The 24,374-nt window shown below is 70.6% G+C and carries 21 protein-coding genes; 4 read left to right on the forward strand and 17 right to left on the reverse strand.

Annotation, left to right across the window (positions count from 1 at the left end; translation table 11 throughout):
• Positions 1-5 precede the first annotated feature (5 nt).
• The 3 genes from IW248_RS20285 to IW248_RS20295 are packed head-to-tail and all read right to left on the reverse strand — an operon-like array spanning position 6 to position 4,711.
• The gene (locus tag IW248_RS20285; RefSeq protein ID WP_196928255.1) at positions 6-3,944 is read right to left on the reverse strand and encodes a toxin glutamine deamidase domain-containing protein; all 3,939 of its coding nucleotides are present in this window, start codon (positions 3,942-3,944) and stop codon (positions 6-8) included.
• A 15-nt stretch (positions 3,945-3,959) separates the two neighbouring features.
• Positions 3,960-4,292: a hypothetical protein gene (locus IW248_RS20290; RefSeq protein ID WP_196928256.1), complete on the reverse strand. Its 333-nt coding sequence runs from the start codon at positions 4,290-4,292 to the stop codon at positions 3,960-3,962.
• On the reverse strand, positions 4,289-4,711 hold the full coding sequence (locus IW248_RS20295; RefSeq protein WP_124815584.1) for a YbaB/EbfC family nucleoid-associated protein: 423 nt from the start codon (positions 4,709-4,711) through the stop codon (positions 4,289-4,291). The genes IW248_RS20290 and IW248_RS20295 overlap by 4 nt, the downstream gene beginning before the upstream one ends.
• A 78-nt stretch (positions 4,712-4,789) precedes the next feature.
• Between IW248_RS20295 and IW248_RS20300 the strand changes: the two genes are divergently transcribed.
• The 3 genes from IW248_RS20300 (at position 4,790) to gabT (ending at position 8,934) form a co-directional block, all read left to right on the forward strand.
• Positions 4,790-6,031 carry an SUKH-3 domain-containing protein gene (locus IW248_RS20300; protein ID WP_196928257.1) on the forward strand — a complete coding sequence of 414 codons (1,242 nt, stop codon included), beginning with the start codon at positions 4,790-4,792 and terminating at the stop codon, positions 6,029-6,031.
• 191 nt (positions 6,032-6,222) lie between these two features.
• Positions 6,223-7,659 carry a gamma-aminobutyraldehyde dehydrogenase gene (locus IW248_RS20305; protein ID WP_196928258.1) on the forward strand — a complete coding sequence of 479 codons (1,437 nt, stop codon included), beginning with the start codon at positions 6,223-6,225 and terminating at the stop codon, positions 7,657-7,659.
• A gap of 3 nt (positions 7,660-7,662) precedes the next feature.
• Positions 7,663-8,934, forward strand: coding sequence for a 4-aminobutyrate--2-oxoglutarate transaminase (gabT, locus tag IW248_RS20310; protein WP_196928259.1), 1,272 nt, complete (start codon positions 7,663-7,665; stop codon positions 8,932-8,934).
• An 82-nt stretch (positions 8,935-9,016) separates the two neighbouring features.
• Here gabT and IW248_RS20315 read toward each other — a convergent pair whose 3' ends face one another.
• From IW248_RS20315 to IW248_RS20380, 14 genes are all read right to left on the reverse strand, one after another.
• Positions 9,017-9,691: an RlpA-like double-psi beta-barrel domain-containing protein gene (locus IW248_RS20315; protein ID WP_124815590.1), complete on the reverse strand. Its 675-nt coding sequence runs from the start codon at positions 9,689-9,691 to the stop codon at positions 9,017-9,019.
• Positions 9,692-9,748: 57 nt separating this feature from the next.
• Positions 9,749-10,426 carry a M15 family metallopeptidase gene (locus IW248_RS20320; protein WP_196928260.1) on the reverse strand — a complete coding sequence of 226 codons (678 nt, stop codon included), beginning with the start codon at positions 10,424-10,426 and terminating at the stop codon, positions 9,749-9,751.
• The gene (locus IW248_RS20325) at positions 10,423-11,553 is read right to left on the reverse strand and encodes a D-alanine--D-alanine ligase family protein (RefSeq protein WP_196928261.1); all 1,131 of its coding nucleotides are present in this window, start codon (positions 11,551-11,553) and stop codon (positions 10,423-10,425) included. The genes IW248_RS20320 and IW248_RS20325 overlap by 4 nt, the downstream gene beginning before the upstream one ends.
• Positions 11,550-12,560 carry a threonine ammonia-lyase gene (locus tag IW248_RS20330; RefSeq protein WP_231396372.1) on the reverse strand — a complete coding sequence of 337 codons (1,011 nt, stop codon included), beginning with the start codon at positions 12,558-12,560 and terminating at the stop codon, positions 11,550-11,552. Before IW248_RS20330 ends, IW248_RS20325 begins: the two co-directional genes overlap by 4 nt.
• Positions 12,561-12,633: 73 nt before the next feature.
• Entirely contained in the window at positions 12,634-13,698 is a 1,065-nt protein-coding gene (locus IW248_RS20335) for a sensor histidine kinase (protein ID WP_307788097.1), read from the reverse strand.
• Entirely contained in the window at positions 13,695-14,360 is a 666-nt protein-coding gene (locus tag IW248_RS20340; RefSeq protein WP_196930286.1) for a response regulator transcription factor, read from the reverse strand. The genes IW248_RS20335 and IW248_RS20340 overlap by 4 nt, the downstream gene beginning before the upstream one ends.
• 379 nt (positions 14,361-14,739) lie before the next feature.
• A complete protein-coding gene (locus IW248_RS20345) occupies positions 14,740-15,585 on the reverse strand; it encodes a type IV toxin-antitoxin system AbiEi family antitoxin (RefSeq protein WP_196928262.1) in 846 nt (281 codons plus the stop codon).
• Between the two features lie 264 nt (positions 15,586-15,849).
• Entirely contained in the window at positions 15,850-16,599 is a 750-nt protein-coding gene (locus IW248_RS20350) for a G5 domain-containing protein (protein WP_231397521.1), read from the reverse strand.
• A gap of 271 nt (positions 16,600-16,870) precedes the next feature.
• Positions 16,871-18,052, reverse strand: a complete 1,182-nt coding sequence (locus IW248_RS20355) for a saccharopine dehydrogenase family protein (protein WP_196928264.1) — start codon at positions 18,050-18,052, stop codon at positions 16,871-16,873.
• A complete protein-coding gene (locus IW248_RS20360; RefSeq protein ID WP_196928265.1) occupies positions 18,052-19,518 on the reverse strand; it encodes an NAD(P)/FAD-dependent oxidoreductase in 1,467 nt (488 codons plus the stop codon). The genes IW248_RS20355 and IW248_RS20360 overlap by 1 nt, the downstream gene beginning before the upstream one ends.
• A gap of 37 nt (positions 19,519-19,555) precedes the next feature.
• Positions 19,556-20,392 (reverse strand): ABC transporter permease, encoded by an 837-nt coding sequence (locus IW248_RS20365; RefSeq protein WP_196928266.1) that lies wholly within the window; start codon positions 20,390-20,392, stop codon positions 19,556-19,558.
• On the reverse strand, positions 20,392-21,300 hold the full coding sequence (locus IW248_RS20370; RefSeq protein WP_196928267.1) for an ABC transporter permease: 909 nt from the start codon (positions 21,298-21,300) through the stop codon (positions 20,392-20,394). Before IW248_RS20370 ends, IW248_RS20365 begins: the two co-directional genes overlap by 1 nt.
• Positions 21,297-22,454, reverse strand: a complete 1,158-nt coding sequence (locus tag IW248_RS20375; RefSeq protein ID WP_196928268.1) for an ABC transporter ATP-binding protein — start codon at positions 22,452-22,454, stop codon at positions 21,297-21,299. Before IW248_RS20375 ends, IW248_RS20370 begins: the two co-directional genes overlap by 4 nt.
• A complete protein-coding gene (locus IW248_RS20380) occupies positions 22,454-23,638 on the reverse strand; it encodes a polyamine ABC transporter substrate-binding protein (protein ID WP_196928269.1) in 1,185 nt (394 codons plus the stop codon). The genes IW248_RS20375 and IW248_RS20380 overlap by 1 nt, the downstream gene beginning before the upstream one ends.
• A gap of 214 nt (positions 23,639-23,852) precedes the next feature.
• Between IW248_RS20380 and IW248_RS20385 the strand changes: the two genes are divergently transcribed.
• On the forward strand, positions 23,853-24,365 hold the full coding sequence (locus IW248_RS20385; protein ID WP_196928270.1) for an Lrp/AsnC family transcriptional regulator: 513 nt from the start codon (positions 23,853-23,855) through the stop codon (positions 24,363-24,365).
• The last annotated feature ends 9 nt before the right edge of the window (positions 24,366-24,374 follow it).

Below are 24,374 nucleotides of genomic sequence, written 5' to 3' on the forward strand. Positions count from 1 at the left end.
CCCAACTAGCTGACATCCGCTTCCCCAACAATCCAGTCTGAATCTCGGAAGTGGGACGAAACTCCGGTTCCGGCTCGATCCGGCGGCCCGGAACCGGGAAAAATTGCCGGCACCACGTCGCGGCCCAGACCACGGGCGTGGCGCTCCGCCCACTCGAACAAGCGAGGGAAGCACTCTCGCGCCACCTTCTTCGTCACGAACCCGTACCTGGAGTTGACGACACGAAGGCCAGGGTATTTCTCGGCCGCGTGTTGCCGAGCCCGCTCCACCATCTCATCCGAGGAGATCTGAAAGTCGTAGTCACTCGGCTCTTCCAGGCCCAACCGGTACATCGCGTCGAACGGCCTACGCAGTGGAAGCGGCTCCCCCTGCGACCAGCCCTGCAGACGCGCCAACGCCTCCGGGTTGTCCACCAACTCAGACTCCGTCGGCATTTGCTTGTGGGGACCCGAGAAGAAGCGAGCCGATGAGCCCTGGAGCCGAATGTCGACAGTTGACAGGTCGAGGCCGTCCTGCCGCAACGCATCGACGAGATCGGCCCTCATCTGCGCGAACTGCGCCCGGGTAACTCCAAGGGGCGCTGATCTGTCGGCCCAGGCAAGGACGGCATCGGGCGTGATGCCGAGGAACTCGCAATCCTTCGGGTTCAGTTGGCGGCCAGACTCGTCCGCGGGCAACAGAGGACCGGCAGCCTGCCAGCCGTCGCCCTGCTCTTCTGCCGCGGTCTTTTCCACGGCCTCGATGCTGTTCGGCCCGCCATCGGAGTCGGGCGACCACGGGGCCGAGCCCGGGCCGTCGAGGAGCAGGTACATCCGGTTGATGTACGGGTCGCCGTGCCCGCCGTTGTCGTGCGTCGGCGGGTGATCAGGCAGGTCGGGTCGTTCGCTGAACCGCCCCCGGGGCAGTCCGCCGAGCGGCATCGGCCGGCCGTCTCCGCTCAGCACCAGCGCGTCGATGCCGACCACGTCGGGGTAGAGCGGCCGGTCCCGGACCACGCCGTTCTGCGGGTCCACGTAGAGCACCGTGCCGTTCTGGTTGAGCGCCACCCAGGCGTGCGAACCACCGTGCGCCCACTCGGTGACCAGGAACGAGTAGCTGCCGTGGCCGCCCAGTAGGAGTTGGTCGTGCAGGTTGCGGTAGCCCCGGTCGGCGGCCTGCCGTGCCTGCGCGGCGTCCGACGGTTGGCCGGGGGCGAGGAGTTTCTGGAAGCGCCCGCCGGTCACGTCCTCCACCCGACCGGGGCCGCCTGCCTCGCCACGGATGGGGCGCCGGATGTCACCGTCCAGGTAGCCGTCGAAGGTACGAGGCGCCGACACGCGGGGCCGCCCGTGCACCCACGTCTCGAACAGTGACAGCGTGCAGTCCAGACAGTTGATGCCTCGGGTGGCGTCGGCCGCGGGACCGCCGTCGTTGAGAAGCCGGAACCAACCGCCCTGGCGGGGGTCGGCGGTGCGGGCGACGGCACCGTTCGGCTCGCGGGGCATCTGCCGTTCGACGTCGACCTGGTGCAGGGCGAGCGGTGGACGGAGTCCTCCGGGCTGCCCGTACGGCCGGGAGTCGTCGATGGGCGGCGGACCGTCGTCGCCGGTGAGCCTGGACGGGCCGGCTGTCTCCACCGCGCCGAGCGCGAGCGCGCCCACGTCCCGGTTGGCGTGCTCGAAGGTGGCGGTGATGTCCACGACCGGCGGGGCAGTGGTGCCAGCCAGCACCGCGTCTGCCAGGTCACGCCATTCGGTGTACGCGCGAGTCTCCTCGTTCGCGGCGCGCTGCCAGCCGTCGGCCCACTGCCGGTTGCCGGCTTGGTGCAACTGCCGGGCGTAGGTGGCGTACTCGACGGCTCGGCGATCGTGCTCCACGGCACGGGTGCGCAGGCGGGCGGCCTCGGACTGCCGGCGGTTGTTCTCGAACGCGATCCGCAGCGATTCGTAGTGGTCCTGGTAGCGCCGCCGCTCGGCGGCTTCCGCCGCGGCTGCCCACTGCGCCGCGTACGAGTCGTTGGTCTCGGGCTCGCGCACCGATGGGGCACCGAACGCGGCCACGTCGACGGGGATCGACGCCCTTCCCCGGGCCGGATGGTCGGGCGCTCGCACCGGTGCGGGCGTCTCCCGCGTCGGAACGCGCGACGGTACGGCGAATCGACCCACCACCGGTGGGGTGGAGGCGACCGGCAGCGCTCCGTTGGTGGTGGTCGGGACGCCGAAGGTGACAGGTGCCGCGGGGCCGGGGGTGATCGTTGGTGCGGAGGGTCCGGTCGCCGGAGACCAGGCGGTCGGTCCGGAGGTGGTGGTGTGCGGCGAGCTGCCGGGGTGGGTCGGCGGCACACCGGTGGCAGCCGGCCCACTGCCCGATTCGAGCGGACCGACCACGGGCGCGGCCGCCGCCGAAAGCCTCGGATCGGCGGGCGCCGACGAGAGCCTCGGATCAGCACCGACCGCCGACGTGGCCGGATCGGCACTCACCGCCGACGTGGCCGGGTTGGTGGTCGTCGACGAGAGCGTGGGGTCTGCCGCTACCTGGTGCGGTACGCCCGCTCTCTCCCCGATTGGCCCGCCCGTCGACGGCGTCGCCTCAGACGCGCTCACCGGGCGGTCCGCCACGTCCACGTCGGACACCGCATCAACAGTCGTCGCTGACGACAGGTGCACGTCGGGCACGACAGGAGACGCCAGCCCGGCTCGCCCTGACTGCTCGATGCCCGGAGACGTCTGCGCAGCCACCTGGTTCGTCGGCGACGCCGCGCCGGCCTCCGTCGCCTGCACGGGAACGCCAGCAGACGTGACGAGACCACCCGAAGCCACACCACCCGAAGCCCCCACCGCGGGCGAGACCGCCGCGGACGGGACTTCCGCGGAGAACGACGCTCCCGCATCCCCCGCGACAGGCAGCACAGACGGAAGGGAGGGACCCGCGAACGATGCTCCGGCGAGGGCGTTGGCCTGCGCGTCGAGCCGGGCGCGTAGCGCGTGGTCGGTCTGGCCGGTCGCCGAACCGGTGGCCCCGGACGCGGCGGCACGCGCCGCGTCCTCCATTGAGGCTGGGCCCTGACCGGTGGCCAGACGCGCAGCGTTCTCGGCGAGCACCTCGCCGGTCATCTCCCGCCCCAGGTGCTCCCCGACCTTCGCCGCTCGCCCGGTCGCGTGCCGGCCCAGGCCGGCCAGCGGCGCCACCGCCCCACCGGCGAGCCCGCCGACCGCCGAGGCACCAAGGTCGGTCAGGTCCAGGCCGTGTGCCCGCCCGGTGGAGTTCTGGTACGCCTGGGTGGCCAGGGTGACTCCGGCCTCCTCGGTGGCCTCCTCCAGCCCTTCCCGGGCGGCTCGCTTGGCGAAGCCGCGTGCACCACCTCGGGCGGCCTCCTTGGCGGCCCGCTCGCCGGCCTCCTTGAGCCCGTGTTTGAGGGATTTGCTGGCCAGCTGGCCCATCAGCCGTTTGAAGATCTGTTGAACCAGGAGCCGCGTCGCGGTGATCGCCACGCCGGCGGCCGGGGTTGCCGCACCGGCGGTGAGCACCGCCGCGACCGCCACGGAGAGCAACTCGACGACCAGGATGCCCAGCTCGATCCAGACTTCCAGCTTGGCGCCCTCGATGTCGCAACCGCACTCCTCGACCAGTCGGCCCAGGTCGGCCGTGACCGCGAGCAGCACGGGCAGCGGGGCGTCGGAGCCCTCGGCGATCCCCCGCCAGGCCGCCTCGAACGCCGCGTCGACAGCCCCGACAGCGCCGTACCCGTTGTGCACCTCGACGGCGGCCGCGGCGGCGTCGGCGTGCGGCCCGGCGAGTACGGAGGCGACCGCGTACCACTGGTCGGCGAGGTCCCAGACGGCCCGCTCGTTGCCCTCCGGCCACTGCACACCGACGACCCAGTCGAGGGCCTCGTAGATCCAGCCGGGCACGTCCCACGGTGCGTGGTCCAGTGGGTGCGGGATGGGACTCGGCAGCACGCTCATCGGGATCGCCGGCCGTCAGCGCCGGTCGGCGGCCCGGCCGACCCGGGCGGCGTTGGCCCCGTCGGTCTGCACGCTCGCGTCGACCGCCTCGACCACGTCGCTGCCCAGCTCGGTGAGCCGGTGCCCGACGCCGGCCCAGGCTCGCAGCACGGTTTGCTCGAACCCGCGGTAGTTGCGCTCGAAGGCCGCGCCGATGTCGTCGCGGCCCCACGGCCGGGCACCGCTGGCGGCCTCGATCGCGCCCCCCTCCACCACACGACGGGCCGTCACCGCCTCGCCGGCGAGCGCCAGGTCGGCACCACCCCGGCGGGCCCGGGACGGATCAAGCCAGAGCTGCCCGTCGGTCATGCCTTCGCCTCACCTTTGCCGAGTGCGGCGTCGGCCCGGCCGAGCAGCGCGGCGTAGTCGCCGGTCTTGAGGAAGTCCGTCGCTCCGGAGCCGGCCGGCATGCTCTCGGCGACGAGGTCGCGGGTGGCGTCGGCGGCGGCGGTCGCGGCCGCCCGGATCGTTTCGGTGATTTTTCGGCCGAGCGCGCCAGCGTCGCGGTCCCGGTAGATGGCCGGCGTCAGCTCGACCTCGATCAACTGGCCCTGCGCGCCCACGGTCGCCGTCACCTGCCCGTCGGTGGACCGCCGGGTCACCCGTAGCGCGGCAAGCCGCGTCTGGAGGGTGTCCAAACCGGACCTGAGCTGCTGATATTGCCCGTACACGTCGTCGAATCGGGCCCGTAGGTCGCGATTGACGCCCCTGTCCGCCTGTTCGTCCACCGCCGCCCTCCCGTCACCGTCGGTAGAGCGAAACAATACCGGCCGCCATCGATCCGTGTAGTCCGGTAGTTTCAATGCGTGATCGACCGTCAACAGGCCGAGCAGCTCGCGGCCACCTGGGCCCGCCGTGACTCGCAGCGCCTCGGCCACGAGTGCACAGCGATGGTCGACGAGTTCGACCTGGGTTACGTCATCACGTCCGTCGTGCCCACCGAGGTGCGCACGGTGCCGGGTGACCTGCCGACGACAGTCATCGACAAGCAGACTGGCAAGGTCACCACCTGGCCCCGGGTGCCGAGCACTGTGGTGGCGGAACTGTACCGGCGCAGCCAGCCGGCCGGGCCGACCGCACCCCGCACCGTCGACCCGTCGAGCCTGCTGGTCCGTGAGATCCACCGGGGCGCCACCCCGAACACCGCCGCGCACCTGACCATCGACGGACGGATCTGGACGGCCCAAGGCACGAGGGCCGACGTGCCACTCAACCATCACCCGCTCGTGCGCGACTATCTCCAGCAACTGCCCCCGGGCGAGCTGGTGCGCGGCGGGGCAGCGCACGCGGAGCTGATCGTGGTCTCCGACGTCCTGCACGAGTACGACCACCGCCGGGCCGCCGAGGGCATCGCGCCGATGGGGCGGGCCGAGGCGGCCGCGCTCCTGGAGGACGCCCGCTTCGAGATCTTCCGGATCCGTGAGCCGGGTGATCCCGCAGGTGGGCCCGCCGAGCGGCCCTGCGACTCGTGCATCAGCTTCCTGGTGCGGGCGAACGTCCTGCCGGAGTCGGCTCGCGCCTACACCGAGACCTGGAACTCGCCGGAGGCACCCGACCCCGATCCTGGGCGCTTCCCGGCGGAGGTCGCCAACGCGCTGGTCGCGGCCGGTTGGCGGCCACACATCGGGGATCAGATCATGGCCGCCGCCGCGGTACGCGACGTCACGTCGGTGGCGGGGCGGAACCATCGACACGAGGTCTTTCCCGCCGCCGTGGAGGCGCTCACCGCGTTCCCCAGTCTGGTCGGCGCGCGGCGCGGCCGGGGCGAGCAGGTGTGGATCTCCCGTTTCGACATCCGCCCGCACGCCATCGCACACACCGCCGACACCCTCGCGGACTTCGGCGCGGTCCTCGGCGTACGCCTCTTTCCGATCGGCACCGAGCAGCAGGACAGCATCCTGGCGGTGGACGAACGCGGTCGGGTCTTCGCGCTCGATCAGGCCGGCGAGTGGTTCCTCGGCGACACCATCGACGCCGCGCTGACCACTCTGCTGCTCGGCCGCTCCCCCGCCCGGGTTCGCGACGACGGCACCTGGCAGGCCGACTAGCGCGGCAGTGCTGCGTCCTGGATCGCGAGACGGGTCAGCACCATGACCCGGGGCCGAGGGTAGCCGAGGGGCAGCCGACGGAAACAGTCGCGACAGCCCTTGTCTGCCGCGAATTCAGTAGCGAAGATGGCAGAGAGATTGCGATAACCGCCGCAGAACCGCGCCCCCGGCCCCTTCGGAGTGATCCCGTCATGAGTGACCAGCAGCAGCTGCGCAACTTCGTCAACGGCTCCTACGTCGACCCGGCCGATGGCGGTTATGCCGACCTGGTCGACCCCTGCACGGGTGAGGTGTTCGCCCAGGCCCCGGTCTCCGGCCCCGCCGACGTGGACGCGGCGATGAATGCCGCCGCCACCGCTTTCGAGAGCTGGCGGGAGGTCACCCCCGCCGAGCGACAGCGGGCGCTGCTCAAGCTCGCCGACGCCGTGGAGGCGCGCGCCGCCGAACTTGTCGACGCCGAGGTGCGCAACACTGGCAAGCCCCGCCAGCTCACCGCCGAGGAGGAGCTTCCCCCGGCGGTGGACCAGTTCCGGTTCTTCGCCGGCGCCGCCCGGATGTTGGAGGGGCGGTCCGCCGGGGAGTACCTGGCCGGGCACACCTCCTACGTGCGGCGTGAGCCGGTCGGCGTCTGCGCGCAGGTCACCCCCTGGAACTACCCGCTGATGATGGCGGTCTGGAAGATCGCCCCGGCGCTCGCCGCCGGCAACACTGTGGTGCTCAAGCCGTCGGACACCACGCCGGTGTCGACGCTGCTGCTCGCCGAGATCGCCGCCGAGTTCTTCCCGCCCGGGGTGTTCAACGTGGTCTGCGGCGACCGGGACACCGGTCGTACCCTCGTGTCGCACCCGACCCCGCAGCTGGTGTCGATCACCGGCTCGACCCGCGCGGGCATGGAGGTCGCCGCCGCGGCGGCCTCCGACCTGAAGCGGACCCACCTGGAGTTGGGTGGCAAGGCACCGGTGGTGATCTTCGACGACGCGGACGTGGCGGCGGCCGCCGAGGCCATCGCGCTGGGTGGCTACTTCAACGCCGGGCAGGACTGCACGGCGGCCACCCGGGTGCTGGCCGGCCCCGGCATCCACGACGACTTCGTGGCGGCCCTCGCCGAGCAGGCCCGCAACACGAGGACGGGCGCCCCGGACGACGCCGACGTGCTCTACGGTCCGCTGAACAACGCCAACCAGCTCACCAGGGTCAGCGGCTTCGTCGACCGCCTGCCGGACCACGCGGCGATCCAGACCGGCGGGTCCCGGCAGGGCGAACGCGGTTACTTCTACGCGCCGACCGTGGTCTCCGGGCTGCGTCAGGCCGACGAGATCATCCAGGACGAGGTGTTCGGGCCGGTCATCACCGTGCAACGCTTCTCCGACGAGGACGAGGCGGTGCGCTGGGCCAACGGCGTCGACTACGGCCTGTCCGCGTCGGTCTGGACGCGGGACCACGGCCGGGCCATGCGGATGACCCGTCGACTGGACTTCGGGTGCGTCTGGGTCAACACGCACATCCCGTTCGTCTCCGAGATGCCGCACGGCGGCTTCAAGCACTCCGGGCACGGCAAGGACCTCTCGGTCTACAGCCTGGAGGACTACACCCGGATCAAGCACGTCATGCACAACCTGGGGAGCTGAACCATGCCGTCGAGCGAGGAGCTGCACAAGCGGCGCGGCGGTGCGGTGGCCAGGGGCGTCGGCAGTGTGATCCAGTCCTACGTGGACCGCGCGTCCGGCGGGACGGTCACCGACGTCGACGGCCGGGAGTGGATCGACTTCGCCGCCGGCATCGCCGTGACAAGCGTGGGCAACTCGGCCCCGAGGGTGGTCGAGGCGGTCCGTGCACAGGTGGAACGGTTCACCCACACCTGCTTCATGGTCGCGCCGTACGAGTCGTACGTGGCGGTGTGCGAGCAGCTCAACGCGTTGACGCCCGGCGGGTTCGAGAAACGCTCGGCGTTGTTCAACTCCGGCGCGGAGGCGGTGGAGAACGCGGTGAAGGTCGCCCGGCACGCCACCGGGCGGCCGGCGGTAGTGGTGTTCGACCACGCGTACCACGGCCGGACCAACCTGACGATGGCGTTGACCGCGAAGAACATGCCGTACAAGCACCGGTTCGGGCCGTTCGCCGGGGAGATCTACCGCGTGCCGATGTCGTACCCGCTGCGCGACGGCGGGCTCTCCGGCGCGGACGCGGCCGCACGGGCCGTCGAGATGATCGAGAAGCAGGTCGGCGCGGAGAACGTCGCCGCGCTGCTCATCGAGCCGATCCAGGGCGAGGGTGGCTTCGTCGTACCCGCGCCGGGTTTCCTGCCCGCGCTGCGTGCCTGGGCGACGGCGGCCGGGGTGGTCTTCGTCGCCGACGAGATCCAGACCGGTTTCTGCCGTACCGGTGACTGGTTCGCCTGTCAGCACGAGGGCGTCGAACCCGACCTGGTGACAGTGGCCAAGGGCATCGCCGGTGGCCTGCCGCTGGCCGCGGTGACCGGCCGGGCCGAACTGATGGACGCGGTGCACGTGGGTGGGCTGGGCGGCACGTACGGCGGCAACCCGATCGCCTGCGCCGCCGCGCTGGCCACCATCGAGACCATGCACGAGCTGGACCTGGCCGGCGCGGCCCGACGGATCGAGTCGGTGCTGGTCCCCCGGCTACGGGCCATCGCCGAGCGGGACCCCCGGGTCGCCGAGGTACGCGGCCGGGGCGCGATGCTCGCCGTGGAGCTGGTGCTGCCGGGCACGCTCACCCCCGACCCGGTCGCCACCGCGGCGATCTCGGCGGCCTGTCACGCCGCCGGCCTGCTCACCCTGACCTGCGGCACGTACGGCAACGTGCTGCGCTTCCTGCCCCCGCTGGTGATCTCCGACGGGCACCTCGGTCGGGGTGCCGACCTGCTCGACGCCGCCTTCGGCTGAGCGGCGGAGCAGGCTGAGCCGCTGAGCGGCGGAGCAGGCTGAGCCGGCGAAGGGGCCCGGTGCACGGGCCCCTTCGCCAATGTCAGCGAAGCACCTCGACCGTGTTGCGGCGCACCAGGTTCTTGCCCGGCTCGCGGATCTGCTCCATCGCGGCGGAGTTGAGCAGCACGCAACTGCCCGACGGGCCGGTCACCGTCACAGTGGTCGCCCGGTTGTTGTCCAGATTCGTCACCCGCAGCCGGGTGCCCACCGGGAACTGCCCGCTGGTCGCCGCCGGCCCGGCCGCCTCCTCGAAGAAGGTGATCGCCCCCGAGCACACCGATTGCGGCGCCGGGCCGGACGCGCCGGGCGACGCGGCACCCGGGCGGACGGTGCCGGGGGCCGGTGCGCCGGCGTTCGGGGCCGCGCCGTCGACGCGTTCCACCACGTTGCGGCGGATCACGTTCTTCCCCGGCTCCCGGACCAGCTCCATGGCCGCCGCGTTGAGCAGCACGCAACTGCCCGACGGGCCGGTCACCGTCACAGTGGCCGCCCGATTGTTGTCCAGGTTGGTCACCCGCAACCGCGTACCCACCGGGAACCGGTCGCTGGTCGCCGCCGGTGCCCCGCCCTCCGCCGAGAAGGTCACCGAGCCGGAGCAGACCGACGACCGTGCCGGGGCCGTGTCGGCGAACCCGAAGCTGGTCCCCACCGACACGCCCACCGCGGCGAGCACCGCCACACTCGCCGCCAGCACGTGCCTGCGCTGCACCCTCATCGCCGTCACTCCCGTCCTCGGTGGTGTCCTTCACCCACCGGTACGGACCGGAGCGCCCTACCGTTCAGCCGGCACGGGTATCGATCGTGCGGCGGCCAGGTCCACCGGCCCGTACCGGGTGTGCGGCGCCCCGGTGATCAGCGCCCAGTAACGATCGCCGTACGACCAGTGCCACCACTCGGTCGGGTAGTTCACCATCCCCGCGCCACCGAGAGCGTCCACCATGATCTGCCGGTGCCGCCGGGCGGTGCCGCCGATCGCCGGTGCGTCGGTGAAGCAGGCGTCGGCGCTGTCCTCCGGGGTGGCGTCGATGGCCGTGCCCAGATCCAATTCCACACCGTCGTCGGTGCACAGCGTCAGGTCCACAGCGCCGCCCGTGCTGTGCGGGGCAACCTCGACCGGTGCGACGAACTTCGTGGTCTCCCGGTGCAGCCGCTGCGGCGACCAGTCCGGGTGCCGTCGGCGCAGCTCGTCGCGGTAGCCGGTGAAGATGGCCAACTGCGCCTGGTACGGCCGGTAACCCTCGACCACCAACAGCCGCAGCCCACCGGGCAGGGCACGCTGCGCGGCCAGCAGGCGGTCCACGACACCGGCGCGCAACCGGGCGTACGCCCCGGCCGGGTCCGCCGCCCGGCCGTCGAGCCGCAACTCCGGCAGCTCACGCAGGTCCACGAACTCCTCGCCGTCGTCGGCGCTGGGCACCGCCGCCACCCGGGGGTCGGAGAGCAGGATCATCGGATGCTCCCCGCCGTGCTCGCGGGCCGTTCCGCGTGCCGGGCCCGGGCCAACTCGACGAGTCGGTCCACCACCTCCCGGTAGCTGACCCCGACGGCGTCCCACACCTTCGGGTACATCGAGTGCGCGGTGAAGCCGGGCATCGTGTTCAGCTCGTTGACGTACAGCTCACCGACCGTCTCGTCGTAGAAGAAGTCGACCCGGGCCAGACCCCAACCGCCGATCGCGGCGAACGCGCGCAGCGACAGCTCGCGGACCCGCGCGGTCACCTCGTCCGGCAACACGGCGGGAACGATCATCGGGTCGGCGTCACCGAAGTACTTCTGCTGGTAGTCGAACCAGCCGCCGCTGACCTGCACCTCGCCCACCGCCGACGCCTCGGGACGCCAACCACCGAGCACAGCGCACTCCAACTCCCGCCCGGCGACCCCCTGCTCGACCATGACGAGCTGGTCGTGGCGAAGCGCCTCCTCCACGGCGGCGGCCAGGTCGTCACCCTCTCCGACGCGGGAGATGCCGATCGACGAGCCCATGCTGGCCGGCTTGACGAACAGTGGCCGGGTCAGCCCGGTCACCAGCTTCTCCGGGTCGTCGACCGCCCGGTAGGTGTGCGCGTCGAACGACACGTACGGAGTGACGGGGATGCCCTCGGCACGCAGCGCCCGCTTCATCGCCACCTTGTTCATGCCCACCGCCGAGGCGAGGATGCCGCACCCGACGTACGGCACGTTCAGTGACTCCAGCAGCCCCTGCACCACACCGTCCTCGCCGTACGGGCCGTGCAGCACCGGGAAGACCACATCCAGCTCGGCGTGCACCGCGCCGGGGGCGTTACCGGCGGACACCTGCACAACGCCCGGACGCGGACCGGCCCGCAGCTCTACGGCCGGCCCGGTCACGACCAACTGGTCGTCGATGGCCCGCTCGCCGGCCGGTCGGTCGCGCAACTCGGCCAGCAGCGCGTCGGGCATCAACCGAAAACCGCCGCTGCGGGTGACGCCGATGGCGACAGTTCGGTAGCCGCCGCCGGCGAGCGCCCGGGCCACCCCGAGCGCCGAGGCACAGGAGACCTCGTGCTCCGCCGACGGTCCACCGAACAGGATTCCGATCCGAACTGGCGCGCTCACGCGGCCACCCCTTCCCCGGTCACGTCGGCGGATCGCGGGGCCATCAACTGGGCCACCAGCGCCGCCTCCACGTTTCCGCCGGTCAGCACCACGCCGACCGTCCGCTGCCGGTCCCTGTCCGGCGGAAGCCGGAGGGCGCCGGCCAGGCCCGCCGCCCCGGACGGCTCGGCGAGCACCTTGAGCTCCGTCAGGACCAGCCGGAACGCCGCAGCGATCTCGTCGTCGTCGACCCGGACGACCCCGCGAAGCGTGTCCCGCACGATGGCGAACGGCAGCTCACCCACGCAGGACGGCCGCAGCCCGTCCGCGATGGTGGGCGCCGGCGCGACCGGCACCCGAACACCGGCCGCCAGGCTGCGGGCCAGCGAGTCGCAACCCACCGGCTCCACGCCGTACACCTCGATGCCGGAGCCGGCGGCGGCCAGGCACGCGCCGGCAACCCCGCCACCACCACCCACCGGTACGACAAGCGCGTCCAACGGCGTCCCCGCGCGCTTGGCGTCCTCGATCAACTCCAGGCTCGCGGTGCCCTGCCCGGCGATCACGTCCGGGTGGTCGTACGCGTCGATGACCGGATGACCGCTCTCGTCGCTGAGCCCATTGGCCACCCCCACCCGCTCCTCGACGCCGGTGCCCGCGAACACCACCCGCGCCCCCGCCGCGCGCGCCCGGTCGACCTTCGTCGGCGCCGCGTCGACCGGCAGCACCACTGTCGCCGCGAGCCCGTGCTGCCGGGCCGCCAACGCCACCGCCACCGCGTGGTTGCCGGTGCTCTGCGCGATCACCCCGGTGTGACCGGCCGCGGCGAGGCGACCAACGGCGCGCAGCGCGCCCCGCATCTTGTACGAGCCGCCGTGCTGAAGGTTCTCCGCCTTGAGCAGCACCCGCGCACCGGCAAGCTCGTCGATCACCGGGGACCGCAGCACGGGTGTGCGGACCACGCGGCCGGCAAGCCAGCGGCTGGCCTCCTCGACATCGGCCCGGACCTGGCCAACGGTGCGTGTCATCGTCTCTCCTTCTCGGGCACACCACAGGCGGGATCCAGCGGTACGTGGACCCCGGGAAAGGTGGGTGGAAGTGTCAGTTCAAGGTGGGTAGCTGGACGTCGACCCGCAGGCCGCCGTACTCGGCGGGCCGGGCCGCGATGATGCCGTCGTGGGCCTGCGTGATCGAGCGGGCGATGGCCAGGCCCAGGCCGGCCCCGCCGCCCTGCGAGGTCCGGTCCCGGGCGAGCCGGCGGAACGGCTCGAACAGACCGGCCACCGCCTCGGCCGGCACGGGCTGGCCGGTGTTCACCACGGACAGCGCGGGCACGCCGCTCACCACGACTGTCAGCGAACCGCCCGGCCGGTTGTACTTGATTCCGTTCTCCACCAGGTTGGTGACCAGGCGCTCCAGCAGCACCCGCTCGCCGACGACCACCCGCGGTTCGAGATGGGTCTCCACAGTGACCTCGGCCTCCCGGGCCCGGTCCAGGTACCCGGCCAGCACCGCCTCCACGATCGTGTCCAACCGCTGCGGAATCCGCGAACGGAGGCCCTGGTCACTCTCGCTGAGCGCGAGCAGGCCCTCGATCAGGCGTTCGTTGCGCTCGTTGGTCTCCAACAGCTGACTGGTCAACAGCTCCAACTGCTCGCCGGTGAGCGCCCTGGCCATGCCGACCTCGATCAGCGTCCGCTGCACCGCGAGAGGCGTCCGCAACTCGTGCGAGGCGTTCGCGGCGAACCGCCGCTGCCCCTCGTACCCGGCGGAGACGCGTTCCATCATCTCGTCGATCGCCCGGGACAGCCGAGCCAACTCGTCGCGGCCCCGAGGCCGGATCCGGTGACCGAGGTTCTGCGGGCCGAGTTGCCCGATCGGCCCGGCCAGGTCAGCGACCGGGCGCAGGCACCACACCGCGGCGAACCAGAGCGCCACCAGGGCGGCCACTGTCACTAACAGGACGGCCACCAGGGGCAGCATGAACGCCCCCGGCCGCACGTTGCGGCACACCACCGACAACCCGGGCACGGGCACATCGCAGAACTGCTGCCCCCAGGTCCAGGTCATCTCCGACAGCCACTTGCCCATCGCCGGCAGCACCGGGCCGGCCAGTAGCGCCAGCAGCCCCACCAGCAGCACCCGACGTCGGGGCGTCCAGCTCACGCCGTACCGCCGATGCGATAGCCGGCCTTCGGAACGGTGTGGATGATCGCGGGATCGCCGAGCTTCTTGCGCAGCGTCATCACGGTGACCCGTACGGCGTTGGTGAACGGATCGGCGAACTCGTCCCAGGCCTGCTCCAGCAACTCCTCGGCGCTGACCACCTGACCGTCCGCGCGCAGCAACACGTGCAGCACCGCGAACTCCTTCGGACTCAACGCGAGCGGGCGGCCGTCCCGGGTGGCCACGTGCCGGCCCACGTCCAGCGCCAGGCCATCCTGGGCGAGCACCGGCGGCAACGCCGGCGTGGACCGTCGCCCGAGAGCCTGCACCCGGGCCACCAACTCGGCGAAGGCGAACGGCTTGGTCAGGTAGTCGTCCGCGCCGAGGCCGAGGCCCTCCACCCGGTCCCGGATACCGGCCGCCGCGGTGAGCAGCAACACCCGGGTGCCGACCTGCGAGTCGGTGATGCTGCGACACACCTCGTCGCCTGTGTGCCCCGGCATGTCCCGGTCCAGCACCGCGACGTCGTAGCGGTTCACCCCGACCCGCTCCAGCGCCCCGACACCGTCGTAGCAGACGTCGACGGCCATCGACAGGCGGCGCAGCCCTTCGGCCACCGTGTCCGCCAACAACCGCTCGTCGTCCGCCACCAGCACCCGCACGTTTTCCCGCTCCCCCAGTTCGGCTTGCCCGGCCATACCGTCGCAGGCCCGGGTTAAGGGTTCTGTAAGCACCCGCCGCAGCCATCCTCCACGCGAGTGTCCAGCGGGCAAACCAACGCAAGCCAGGCCCGAACAACTTCGTACCCGTGTCACCCCACCTGCGCCATCCGTCCCGACCGACCACAGCGATCGCTGCCCTAGGGGTGAGCTGCGTCACGAGAGGCCGAGCAGGTCACCCCCCACCCCCGCCCCGCCCCCACCCCACCCCCGCCCCCGCCCCGTCGATCTTGCAGTTTGTGTTGCCCAAATGTCCTTAAGGCGTTATCTGTCGGGACAGAAAGTGCAAGATCGACGGAGGCAAAGGGGGCGCGGGGTGTGGTTAGGAGAGGGCGGCGCGGATCGTGGCCTTGATGTGTTGTGGGCGGCGATAGAGGTCACGGTCGGTGAAATAGCGCATTCGCCAACCGGCCGCGTCCAGCCAGTTGACCCGTTCCCGGTCGTGCCTGATTCGGTCACGGTCCAGGTGCGACAGTCCGTCGTACTCGATGCCGATTCGGTGTTCGCGGTAACCCAGGTCGAGCCGGCACAGAGGGATGCCATGGCGGTCGGCCACCCACAGTTGTGGCTCCGGCGGAGGCAACCCTCCGTCGATCAGGATCAGTCGCAACTGGCTTTCCTGTCGGCACTCCGCCCGACCGTCCGCCAGCGGTATGAGTTGCCGGGCCTGACGGACACCACGCAATGCGTTGTGTGCCGCAACCTCGGCCAGCAGGTCGTCCTGGGTGACCAAGCCCGACCGGAGCGCGGCGTCGAGCACCGGGAGTGCGTCGAGCCGCCGAACGGCGCGAGCCAGGTCGACTGCACAGCGAGCCGCCGGTACGCAGGGCAGACCTCCGACAAGGACCGGCCGAGCGGGTAGAACCGTCCGGTGGACGACCACCCCGGGCAGACGCGGCTTTGGCACCTCGGCGGGCAACTGGATGTGGATCAGATCGTCGCGCAGCACCCCAAAGCCGTATCGGCGAGCGGCACTCTGCCTCGCCAACATCGCTCCATCGGGTAGCCGGAGCATCAGGGCACGCAGTTCGTCATCATCGCTGCAGGGTTTGTCGGCGTAGACCCCTCTGCGCACACGCAGCAATTCGGCGTGGTCGAGCCGGGTACGGATCCGTCCAACGGTGAGCTTCCGCATCAGCGCGTCAGTACGCCACAACTGAGTAGCCATGACGGCAGGCTGACCAATCCAGGAGCCCAGCGATGCCCCGCAGTGACCACCTGTGGAAAACCGCGCCCCCTGTGGAAAACCCCAACCCCTACCCCTCCCGTGCTAGCGCCCCACCCCGAAATCCCCACCCCGGCCCCCCACCCCCGCGATCTTGCACTTTCTGTGGCCGATACGCCCAATAAGAGACGAAAAGTGAGCACAGAAAGTGCAAGATCGCGGGGGCCGAGGGCGGGGGCGCGGGCCAGGGGTGGGGCAGGGCTGGGGTTAGTCGCAGGCTATGCCGTCGCCGTCTCGGTCTAGCTTGTAGATGTCGTCGCCGATCACTCTGATTGGTCCGTCTACGTAGGCGGGGCCGTTGCCGCTGCCGCCCGCGCAGTCGACGTCGCTGGCGATCGGGACGCAGCCGCTGTAGTTCGGGTCGCACGTGGACGACTGCGGCTTCTTGGTGCCGACGGCGGCGACCTGGGCCACCGGCTGCTTCGTCACGACGGATTTGACCAGCTTCTTCGCCGTCCGCACGCCGTCGGTGGTGGTCACCTCGTACGTCAGGGTTCGTACGCCGTTCACGCCCTTGGTCCGGACGACCCGCTTGCCCTCGGCCAGGGACGAGTCCTTGACGGTCCGCTCGCTGTACCGGACCGTGGCCTGCTCCGTCACGGTTGTCACCTGCACCACGGGCGCGGGCGCCGCCGACGTGGGCGCCGTGGCGGGCGCCACCGACGAAGGCACCGTGGAGGGCGCAGCAACGGGCGACTCGGTCGGTTCGCCGGGCGCCGCCAGGATCGGCTGCTGTGCCGCTTCGGCGGCGGTGCCGGTTTTAGTCGGTTCCGGCTCGCCGGTCAGCGCGCCGACGATGGCGGTGCCGGTGCAGCAGAGCAGCAGGATCGACAGGGTCACCGAGCCGAGGATCACGGCGACCCGGCGGGCGGGGGTGGCCCTGCGGAACCAGTTCGGGCGGGGCGTCTGGTCGAACGTTGGCGGGTACGGCGGCCCCGGGTTCTGTGGTGGTTGCATCGTCACGGCGATGAGTGTCGTCGTAAACACAGCCTGCAATATCCACCGTCGCGCTCGTCACCTGCGCCTTTCGCTCACCGCGGAAGATCGGTGGGCACGCTCGCGGTCGACGAGTCGACAGGCGCGGCAACCCGGCAGGTCAACAGGGCGGGGCCGATCGTGCGCGTGTCGGCACCAACAAAAGCCGCGAATCAGCACGCACCGCATCGGCAGGCGATCGAGTGTCCAACGGGGACGACGAAACTGTCGCGATGCTGTCAGCGGGGCAGGCTCACCGCTCCTCCATCGCCCATGGTGACCCGTAACCGTTCAGGAGGTCGAGGAAGGGCAGCGGTGGCAGCGCCTCCGGTCCGAGCACGCCGACGCCGGTCCAGGCGCCGCTGGCGAGCAACTCCAACGCGACGACCGGGTTGACGGCGGTCTGCCAGACCACCGCCTGGTGCCCGTACTCCCGCATCGACCATTCGTTGTCGACCACGTGGTAGAGGTAGACCTCGCGGGGTTGCCCGTCGGGGCCGAGGCCGCGTACCCAGGTGCCGGCGCAGGTCTTGCCGCGCATCCGGGCGCCGAGCGTGGCCGGGTCGGGCAGACTCGCGGCCACCACGTCTCGCGGTGAGACCTCGACGCCGCGTACCCGTACCGGGGAGACCGCGTCGAGGCCGAGCTTGTGCAGTGTCTTGAGCACCTCGATGAACTCGTCGCCGAGGCCGTACTTGAAGGTGACCCGCCGGGCCTTGACCCAGCGCGGGATGAGCAGCACCTCCTCGTGCTCGACGTTGACGCACTCGACCGGCCCGATTCCCTCCGGAAAGTGGAAGACCTCCGGCTCGGAGAACGGTTCGGTGGTGAACCAACCCCGGTCCCTCTCCCAGACGACAGGTGGGTTGAGGCACTCCTCGATCGTGGTCCAGATGGAGAACGAGGGCGCGAAGTCGTACCCGTCGACGGTGAGGTTCGCGCCGTCCCGGACACCGATCTCGTCGATCTCACTGAACAGTTCGTCGGCGGCGTATCTGGCGAACACGTCGGAGAGGCCGGGCTCGACCCCGATGCCGCAGAGCGCCAGCCGACCGGCCGCCGACCAGGTGTCGGCCAGCGCGAACTGTTCGTCGCCGAGCTTTACCCCGGTCCCCGCGTGTGACAGCGACATCGCCATGTCGAGGTAGTCCGCGCCGGCCGCGAACGCGCCGTTGAAGATCGGCATGACGAACCGCGGGTCGACGGCGTTCAGCACGTGCGTGATCCGGTGCTCCCGGCACAGCGCGGTGACCGCGTCGACCGAGGAGGCGTCCACCTGGGCGGCGACGAAACGATCACCGTGCGCGGCGACCGCACGATCGGCGCGAACGGGGTCGTGGTCGGCGACCACCATGGTCTCGAAGAAGGTCCGTCGGGCGGCGATGGCTACGGCGGCGGAGCCGACGCCACCGGCGCCGACGAGGAGGACACGCATCAGGAATCAAACCCCAAACCGAAACGATCGAGAGTACGGAGCCAGAGGTCGCGCCGACCCTCGCGCGCGTCGGCGCGGGCCAGTGACCAGCGGGTGAGATTGATGCCGACCGCGCGGACGGGTTCCGGTGGGAACGGCAGTGGCTTGCGGCGAACCAGATCGAGCCGGGTCAGCGGGGTGTTCCCGCCGTCGAGCAGGTCGAGCAGCACCCGGGCGCCGAAGCGGGTGGCCCCGACGCCGAGGCCGGTGTAGCCGGCCGCGTACGCCAGCCGACCGCCGTAGGCGGTGCCGAAGAACGGGCAGAACCGGGTGCAGGTGTCGATGACGCCTCCCCAGCGGTGGCTGAACCGCACGTCGGCGAGCTGCGGGAACGTGGTGAAGAAGTGGCGGGCGAGGGTGGTGAAGGTGGCCGGTCGTTGCTCCAGCTCGGGGGCGACCCGATTGCCGTAGTGGTAGACGGCGTCGTAGCCGCCGAAGAGGATCCGCCCGTCGGCGGTGATCCGGTAGTAGTGGAACTGGTTGGCGGTGTCGGCGAGCCCCTGCCGGTTGCGCCAACCGATGGCGTCGCGCTGGGCCGGCGTGAGGGGCTCGGTCATCAGCACGTGGTCGTAGACCGGCACCAGGTAAGCCCGCAGCCGGCGCAGCAGCGGCGGGAACGCGTTGGTGGCCAGCACGACCCGTCGCGCCCGGATCGAGCCGGGTCGGCCGGCGGCCCGGGTGTCGGCCCGGTCGGGGTCGGCCGGGTGGTCGGCGGGATCGGTGCCCAGGGTGCTGGCCTGCAGGGCGGCATTGTCGGCGCGCAGGCCGGTGACCCGGGTGTGCTCGTGCACGCGTACGCCGAGGTCGAGGCAGGCGCGGCGCAGCCCCCAGGCCAGCTTCGCCGGGTCCACCATGGCCACCCGGTCGGCGTCGAACATCCCACCCAGGTACGTCGGTGAGTGCACCTCGGCGCGCACCTCGTCGCGGTCGAGCAGCCGCACCCGGTGGCCGTACCGGCGGGCCAGGTCGGCGTCGGCGGCCAGCCCGTCGAGTTGGTACGGCTCGACGGCGACGGCCAGTTCACCGGTGCGCTCAAGGTCGCAGTCGATGTCGAACGTCGCGACGGTGGCGGCGATGGCGTCCAGGTTCTCCCGGCCGAGGCGTTCCAGTTCGCCGACCTCGTCGGGGAACCGGTCGACGCCGTTGGCGAGGCCGTGGGTCAGCGAGGCGGCGCAGAACCCGCCGTTGCGCCCGGAGGCGGCCCAACCGCAGGTGCCGGCGTCGACGAGCAGCACGTCGCGGTCCGGGTCCGCCTGTTTCGCCAACAGTGCGGCCCACAGTCCGCCGTAACCGCCGCCGATCACCAGCAGGTCGGTGGAGTGCCGGCCAGCCAGTGGCGGCAGCGGGTCGGGGCGGTCCGGGCGATCGAGCCAGTACGGCACGGGTGCCGCGTCGGCCAACGCCCGGCCGGTATGCGGGAGCGTCATGACGGCACACTGGTCGGAAGACCCGCATCCCGGAGGGTCATGACGACCGACGCGGGTGACCTGACGGCCCGGCCAGCAGCGCGGCGCGGCGGGCCCGTCGACCGCGCAGCGAGCCGAGGCCCACGAGCAGCAACGCGACCGCGAACATCGCGGTGCCGATCACGTTGACCTGCGGGGGGATGCCACGCTGGGCAGCGCCCCAGACGTACATCGGGAACGTGACAGTGGTGCCGGCGTTGAAGTTGGTGATGATGAAGTCGTCGAAGCTCAACGAGAAGGCCAGCAACGCGGCGGCCACGATGCCGGGCAGCACGAGCGGCAGGGTGATTCGTCGGAAGGTCTGCCACTCGCTGGCGTGGAGGTCCATGGCGGCCTCCTCCAGCCGCCGGTCCATCCCGGTGAGCCGCGCCTTCACTGTGACCACCACGAACGACACGCAGAACATCACGTGCGCGATCACGATGGTCCAGAACCCCTGCGGTACGCCCGCCGACACGAAGAGGGCCAGCAACGACGTGCCCATCACCAACTCCGGGGTGGCCATCGGCAGGAAGATCAGCACGTTGATCCCGGATCGGCCACGGAAGCGGTGCCGGACCAGCGCGAACGCCATCAGGGTGCCGAGCACTGTGGCGACGACGGTGGCGATGAAGCCGATCTGCACGCTGCGGACCACCGCGTCACACATGTCCGAGGTGGCGCACGGCCGCCGCCAGTTGTCCAGTGTGAACTCGTTGAAGTCGTACGACAGACGGCTCGACGGCCTGTTGAACGACAGCGCGGCCACCACCAGGATCGGCAGCGCCAGATAGCCGAGCACCAGCAACGCCACGATCATCACCCAGCGGTCCGCCAACCAACGCGACACCCTCATTAGAGGACCTCCTCCGTGCCGGCTCGACGCAAATAGCCGAAGACCACCGCGAGGATCGCCGCCATCAGCAGGAACGACAGCGCGGCGCCCTGCGGGTAGTCCAGTCGGACCAGGAACGCCGAGTCGATGACGTTGCCGATCATGTATTCGTTAGGGGTGCCGAGCAGTTCCGCGTTGATGTAGTCGCCGCTGGCCGGGATGAAGAACAGCAACGTGCCGGCGACCAGACCGGGCATGGAGAGCGGCAGCGTCACCCGACGGAACGCCTGCACCGGGCTGGCGTACAGGTCGGTGGCCGCCTCCAGCAACCGGTGATCCAGCCGCTCCAGGCTCGCGTACAGCGGCAGCACCAGGAACGGCAGGAAGTTGTACGTCAGGCCGAGCACCACAGCGAACGGGGTGGCCAACAGCCGACCGTCCGGGGCGAGCAGGTGCACGTCCCGCAGCAGACCGACGAGCGCGCCGTTGTCCGACAGGATCGTCTTCCAGGCCAGCGTGCGGACCAGGAAGCTGGTGAACATCGGCGCGACGACGCACACCAGCAGCAGGTTCTTCCACCGGCCGGCCTTCTGCGCGATCGCGTACGCCAGCGGGTAGCCCAGCAGCAACGCCAGCACCAGGGCCAGCCCGGCGTAGCCGAACGAGCGCAGGAACTGCGGCCAGTACGCCTGCACCACGTCCGGGTAGTTGCCGACCGCCCAGGTCATCGCGTACCCGGTGGAGAGCGAGCCGCTGGGGTCGTACAGGCTGGCCGCCGCCAACTGCACAAGCGGCACACCGAAGAAGACGAGCAGCCAGGCCGCGCCGGGCAACAACAGGAGGTACGGCAGGAGTCGGCGTCGCCCGGACCGGGCTGCCGGTGGCGCGGGTGGCTGGTGCCCCGATCCGGTGGGGGCCAGGAGGGTCACGACGACGCACCCACCGGCTCGTCGAGCACCGGCGACGTCCGGTCGGTGTCGGCGGCGTCGCGGGGCAGCAGGAACGCGTGCCGCGGATCCCAGTAGGCCACGGCTTCGCTGCCGACCGCCACCGGCGTCGCCGTCCCGCTGTTGGCGGCGAAGACCGACAGCTCCGTGCCCCAGCCGGTGCGCAGCAGGTACTGCGTGCTGACTCCCACGTAGGAGGCGTCGGTGACCACTCCGGTGACGTGCTGATACCCCACGGGCACCTGGTCGGCGGAACCGACCAGAATCAGCTTCTCGGGGCGTACCCCCAGGTGGACCGGGCCGTGGTCGGCCCGCGACCGGCCCACGGGCACCGAGAAGCGCGTGCCGTGCGCCGTCACCGCGACGTCGCCGCCGCCGACGCCGGTGGCCTCGCCGGCGAGCAGGTTGGACTGGCCGAGGAAGTTCGCCACGAAGGCGGTGGCGGGAAACTCGTAGAGGTCGGCCGGGGCACCCAGCTGCTCGATCCGGCCGGCGTTCATCACCGCGACGGTGTCGGCCATGGTCATGGCCTCCTCCTGGTCGTGGGTGACGTGGACGAAGGTGATGCCGACCTCGGTCTGGATGCGCTTCAGCTCGATCTGCATCTGCCGGCGCAGCTTCAGGTCGAGAGCGCCCAGCGGCTCGTCGAGCAGCAGCACCTGCGGCCGGTTGATCAACGCGCGGGCCAGCGCGACCCGCTGCTGCTGACCGCCGGAGAGCTGGGCCGGGCGGCGGTTGCCGTACCCGTCGAGTTGCACCAGCGACAGCATCCGGGTGACCTCGTCGTCGACCGCGCGGATGCCGCGTCGGCGCAGCCCGAAGGCGACGTTCTCGAAGATGCTGAGGTGCGGGAAGAGCGCGTAGCTCTGGAAGACGGTGTTGACCGGCCGCTTGTACGGTCGCAGCCGGGCGATGTCCCGGTCACCGAGCAGCACCTGGCCGCCGGTCGGCTCCTCCAGGCCGGCAATCATCCGCAACGTGGTGGTCTTGCCGCACCCGGATGCGCCGAGCAGCGCGAAGAAGGAGCCCTGTTCGATGGTCAGGCTCAGGTCGTCGACAGCTGTGAAGACGCCGAACCGTTTGGTGAGGTTGGCCAGGCGCAGGTCGCCGGCGGGTGTCTCGCGCGCCATCCTCATCACGCCCCGATGACCTGTTGGAACTTGCCCTCGTACTCCTTCTCCTGCTTCTCGTCCAGGGCCATGAACACCTTGGACTTCGACAGCAGCGCCTCGTCGGGGAAGATCAGCGGGTTGGCGGCCAGCTCGGGGTCGATCTTCTCCATCTCGGCCTGCGCGCCCTTGACCGGGCAGATGTAGTTGACGTACGCGGCGAGCTTCGCCGCGACCGCCGGCTCGTAGTAGTAGTTGATCAGCGCTTCGGCGTTGCCCTTGTGGGTGGCCTTGTTGGGGACCATCATGTTGTCGCTGTAGAGCATCACGCCCGAGTCCGGCGCGACGAACCGCACCTTCTCGTCCTCAGTGGAGAGCTGGATGACGTCGCCGGACCAGCCGATGCACGCGGCGATGTCACCCTTGGCCAGGTCGGGCGCGTAGTCGTTGCCGGTGAACTTGCGGATCTGCCCGGAGTCGACGGCCTTCTTGAGCTTGTTGAGGGCGTCGTCGAACTGGGCTGCGGTGAAGTTCGCCGGGTCGTGCCCGTTCGACCCGAGCAGCAGGCCCATGGTGTCGCGCATCTCGCTGAGCGCTGTCACCTTGCCCTTGAGGTCGGGGCGGGTGAGCAGTTCGTCGACAGTCCGCAGTTCCTTTGTGACGTTGCCGTTGTACGCAAGGCCGGCGAGGCCCGACTGCCACGGGATGGAGATCCGGTTCTCCGTGTCGAAGGGGCGGTTGAGCAGCGACGGAAGCAGGTTGGCCTGCACGTTCGGGATCTTCGCCGGGTCCAGCTTCTGGATCCAGCCGAGCCGGATCATCCGGGCCGCCATCCAGTCGGTCAGCACGATGATGTCCCGGTCGGTGCTCTGGCAGGCGGCGAGCTGGTTCTGCACCTTGCCGAAGAATTCGTTGTTGTCGTTGATGTCCTCGGTGTAGGTCACCTGGATGCCGGTCTTCGTGATGAACTCGTCGAGGCTTGGTCGCTTGGACTCGTCAGTGTCGTCCACGTCCATGTACTGCGGCCAGTTCGCGAAGGCGAGCTTCTTCTCGGTGCCGGAGAGGTCCTCGCTGACGCAGCCAGCTTCGGTCTGCTGCGCGCCCTTGGTGCCGCAGCCCGCGAGGCTTCCGCCCATGGTGAGCAGGGCGGCCGAACCGAGAGTGCCGGTGAGCAGTCCACGCCGGGAAAGGGGCCGGAGGGGAGTACGCATGACGACTCCTAGGGGGTCATCGTCGGCCGGCGGGACGGGGAGGCACGCCGGCGGGAATGTCGGGAGGGTCAAGTGCCATGGACGACTGATCCTGACATGAGGTGACCTCCCTTACAAGGGATTCCGTTGCGGGAATAGCGATGTACGACGAAATACGCCAGACTACGCGGGGATACACGCGCGACATCATGATTCGGGACATGGGGAGCGGTCAATGACAAACCGGCAGCACGAGAACAGCAATGGCGGTCGACGCGTCGCTGTCCGTGACGGTGCTAATCACGCTCTGCTGGATGACGTGGCCAAGCAGATCATCGAGCAACTCCAGGAGGACGGCCGCCGCCCGTACGCGACGATCGGCAAGGCGGTGGGACTGTCCGAGGCGGCGGTCCGTCAGCGGGTGCAGCGGCTGCTCGACTCCGGCGTGATGCAGATCGTGGCGGTGACCGATCCGCTCCAGCTCGGCTTCAACCGGCAGGCAATGATCGGCCTACGTACCGACGGCGACCTGGAAGTGGTCGCGGACCGGCTCGCCGAATTGGACGAGGTCGACTACGTGGTGATCACCGCCGGGTCGTTCGACCTGCTCACCGAGGTGGTCTGCCGCAACGACGACCACCTGCTGGAGATCCTGCAGCGGCTGCGCGCGGTGCCCGGGGTGCTCTCCACCGAGGCGTTCGTCTATCTCAAGCTGCGCAAGCAGACCTACACCTGGGGTACGGCCTGAGCTTCCCCT

Origin of the sequence: Micromonospora ureilytica, assembly GCF_015751765.1 — a bacterium.
Taxonomy (GTDB): Bacteria; Actinomycetota; Actinomycetes; order Mycobacteriales; family Micromonosporaceae; genus Micromonospora; species Micromonospora ureilytica.

What these genes read in the sequence shown, in the direction of transcription:
- IW248_RS20285 (WP_196928255.1), bottom strand. Translation starts at nt 3,944, where the DNA reads ATGAGCGTGCTGCCGAGTCCCATCCCGCACCCACTGGACCACGCACCG.
- IW248_RS20290 (WP_196928256.1), bottom strand. Translation starts at nt 4,292, where the DNA reads ATGACCGACGGGCAGCTCTGGCTTGATCCGTCCCGGGCCCGCCGGGGT.
- IW248_RS20305 (WP_196928258.1), top strand. Translation starts at nt 6,223, where the DNA reads ATGAGTGACCAGCAGCAGCTGCGCAACTTCGTCAACGGCTCCTACGTC.
- gabT (WP_196928259.1), top strand. Translation starts at nt 7,663, where the DNA reads ATGCCGTCGAGCGAGGAGCTGCACAAGCGGCGCGGCGGTGCGGTGGCC.
- IW248_RS20315 (WP_124815590.1), bottom strand. Translation starts at nt 9,691, where the DNA reads ATGAGGGTGCAGCGCAGGCACGTGCTGGCGGCGAGTGTGGCGGTGCTC.
- IW248_RS20320 (WP_196928260.1), bottom strand. Translation starts at nt 10,426, where the DNA reads ATGATCCTGCTCTCCGACCCCCGGGTGGCGGCGGTGCCCAGCGCCGAC.
- IW248_RS20330 (WP_231396372.1), bottom strand. Translation starts at nt 12,560, where the DNA reads ATGACACGCACCGTTGGCCAGGTCCGGGCCGATGTCGAGGAGGCCAGC.
- IW248_RS20345 (WP_196928262.1), bottom strand. Translation starts at nt 15,585, where the DNA reads ATGGCTACTCAGTTGTGGCGTACTGACGCGCTGATGCGGAAGCTCACC.
- IW248_RS20350 (WP_231397521.1), bottom strand. Translation starts at nt 16,599, where the DNA reads ATGCAACCACCACAGAACCCGGGGCCGCCGTACCCGCCAACGTTCGAC.
- IW248_RS20355 (WP_196928264.1), bottom strand. Translation starts at nt 18,052, where the DNA reads ATGCGTGTCCTCCTCGTCGGCGCCGGTGGCGTCGGCTCCGCCGCCGTA.
- IW248_RS20360 (WP_196928265.1), bottom strand. Translation starts at nt 19,518, where the DNA reads ATGACGCTCCCGCATACCGGCCGGGCGTTGGCCGACGCGGCACCCGTG.
- IW248_RS20365 (WP_196928266.1), bottom strand. Translation starts at nt 20,392, where the DNA reads ATGAGGGTGTCGCGTTGGTTGGCGGACCGCTGGGTGATGATCGTGGCG.
- IW248_RS20375 (WP_196928268.1), bottom strand. Translation starts at nt 22,454, where the DNA reads ATGAGGATGGCGCGCGAGACACCCGCCGGCGACCTGCGCCTGGCCAAC.
- IW248_RS20380 (WP_196928269.1), bottom strand. Translation starts at nt 23,638, where the DNA reads ATGCGTACTCCCCTCCGGCCCCTTTCCCGGCGTGGACTGCTCACCGGC.
- IW248_RS20385 (WP_196928270.1), top strand. Translation starts at nt 23,853, where the DNA reads ATGACAAACCGGCAGCACGAGAACAGCAATGGCGGTCGACGCGTCGCT.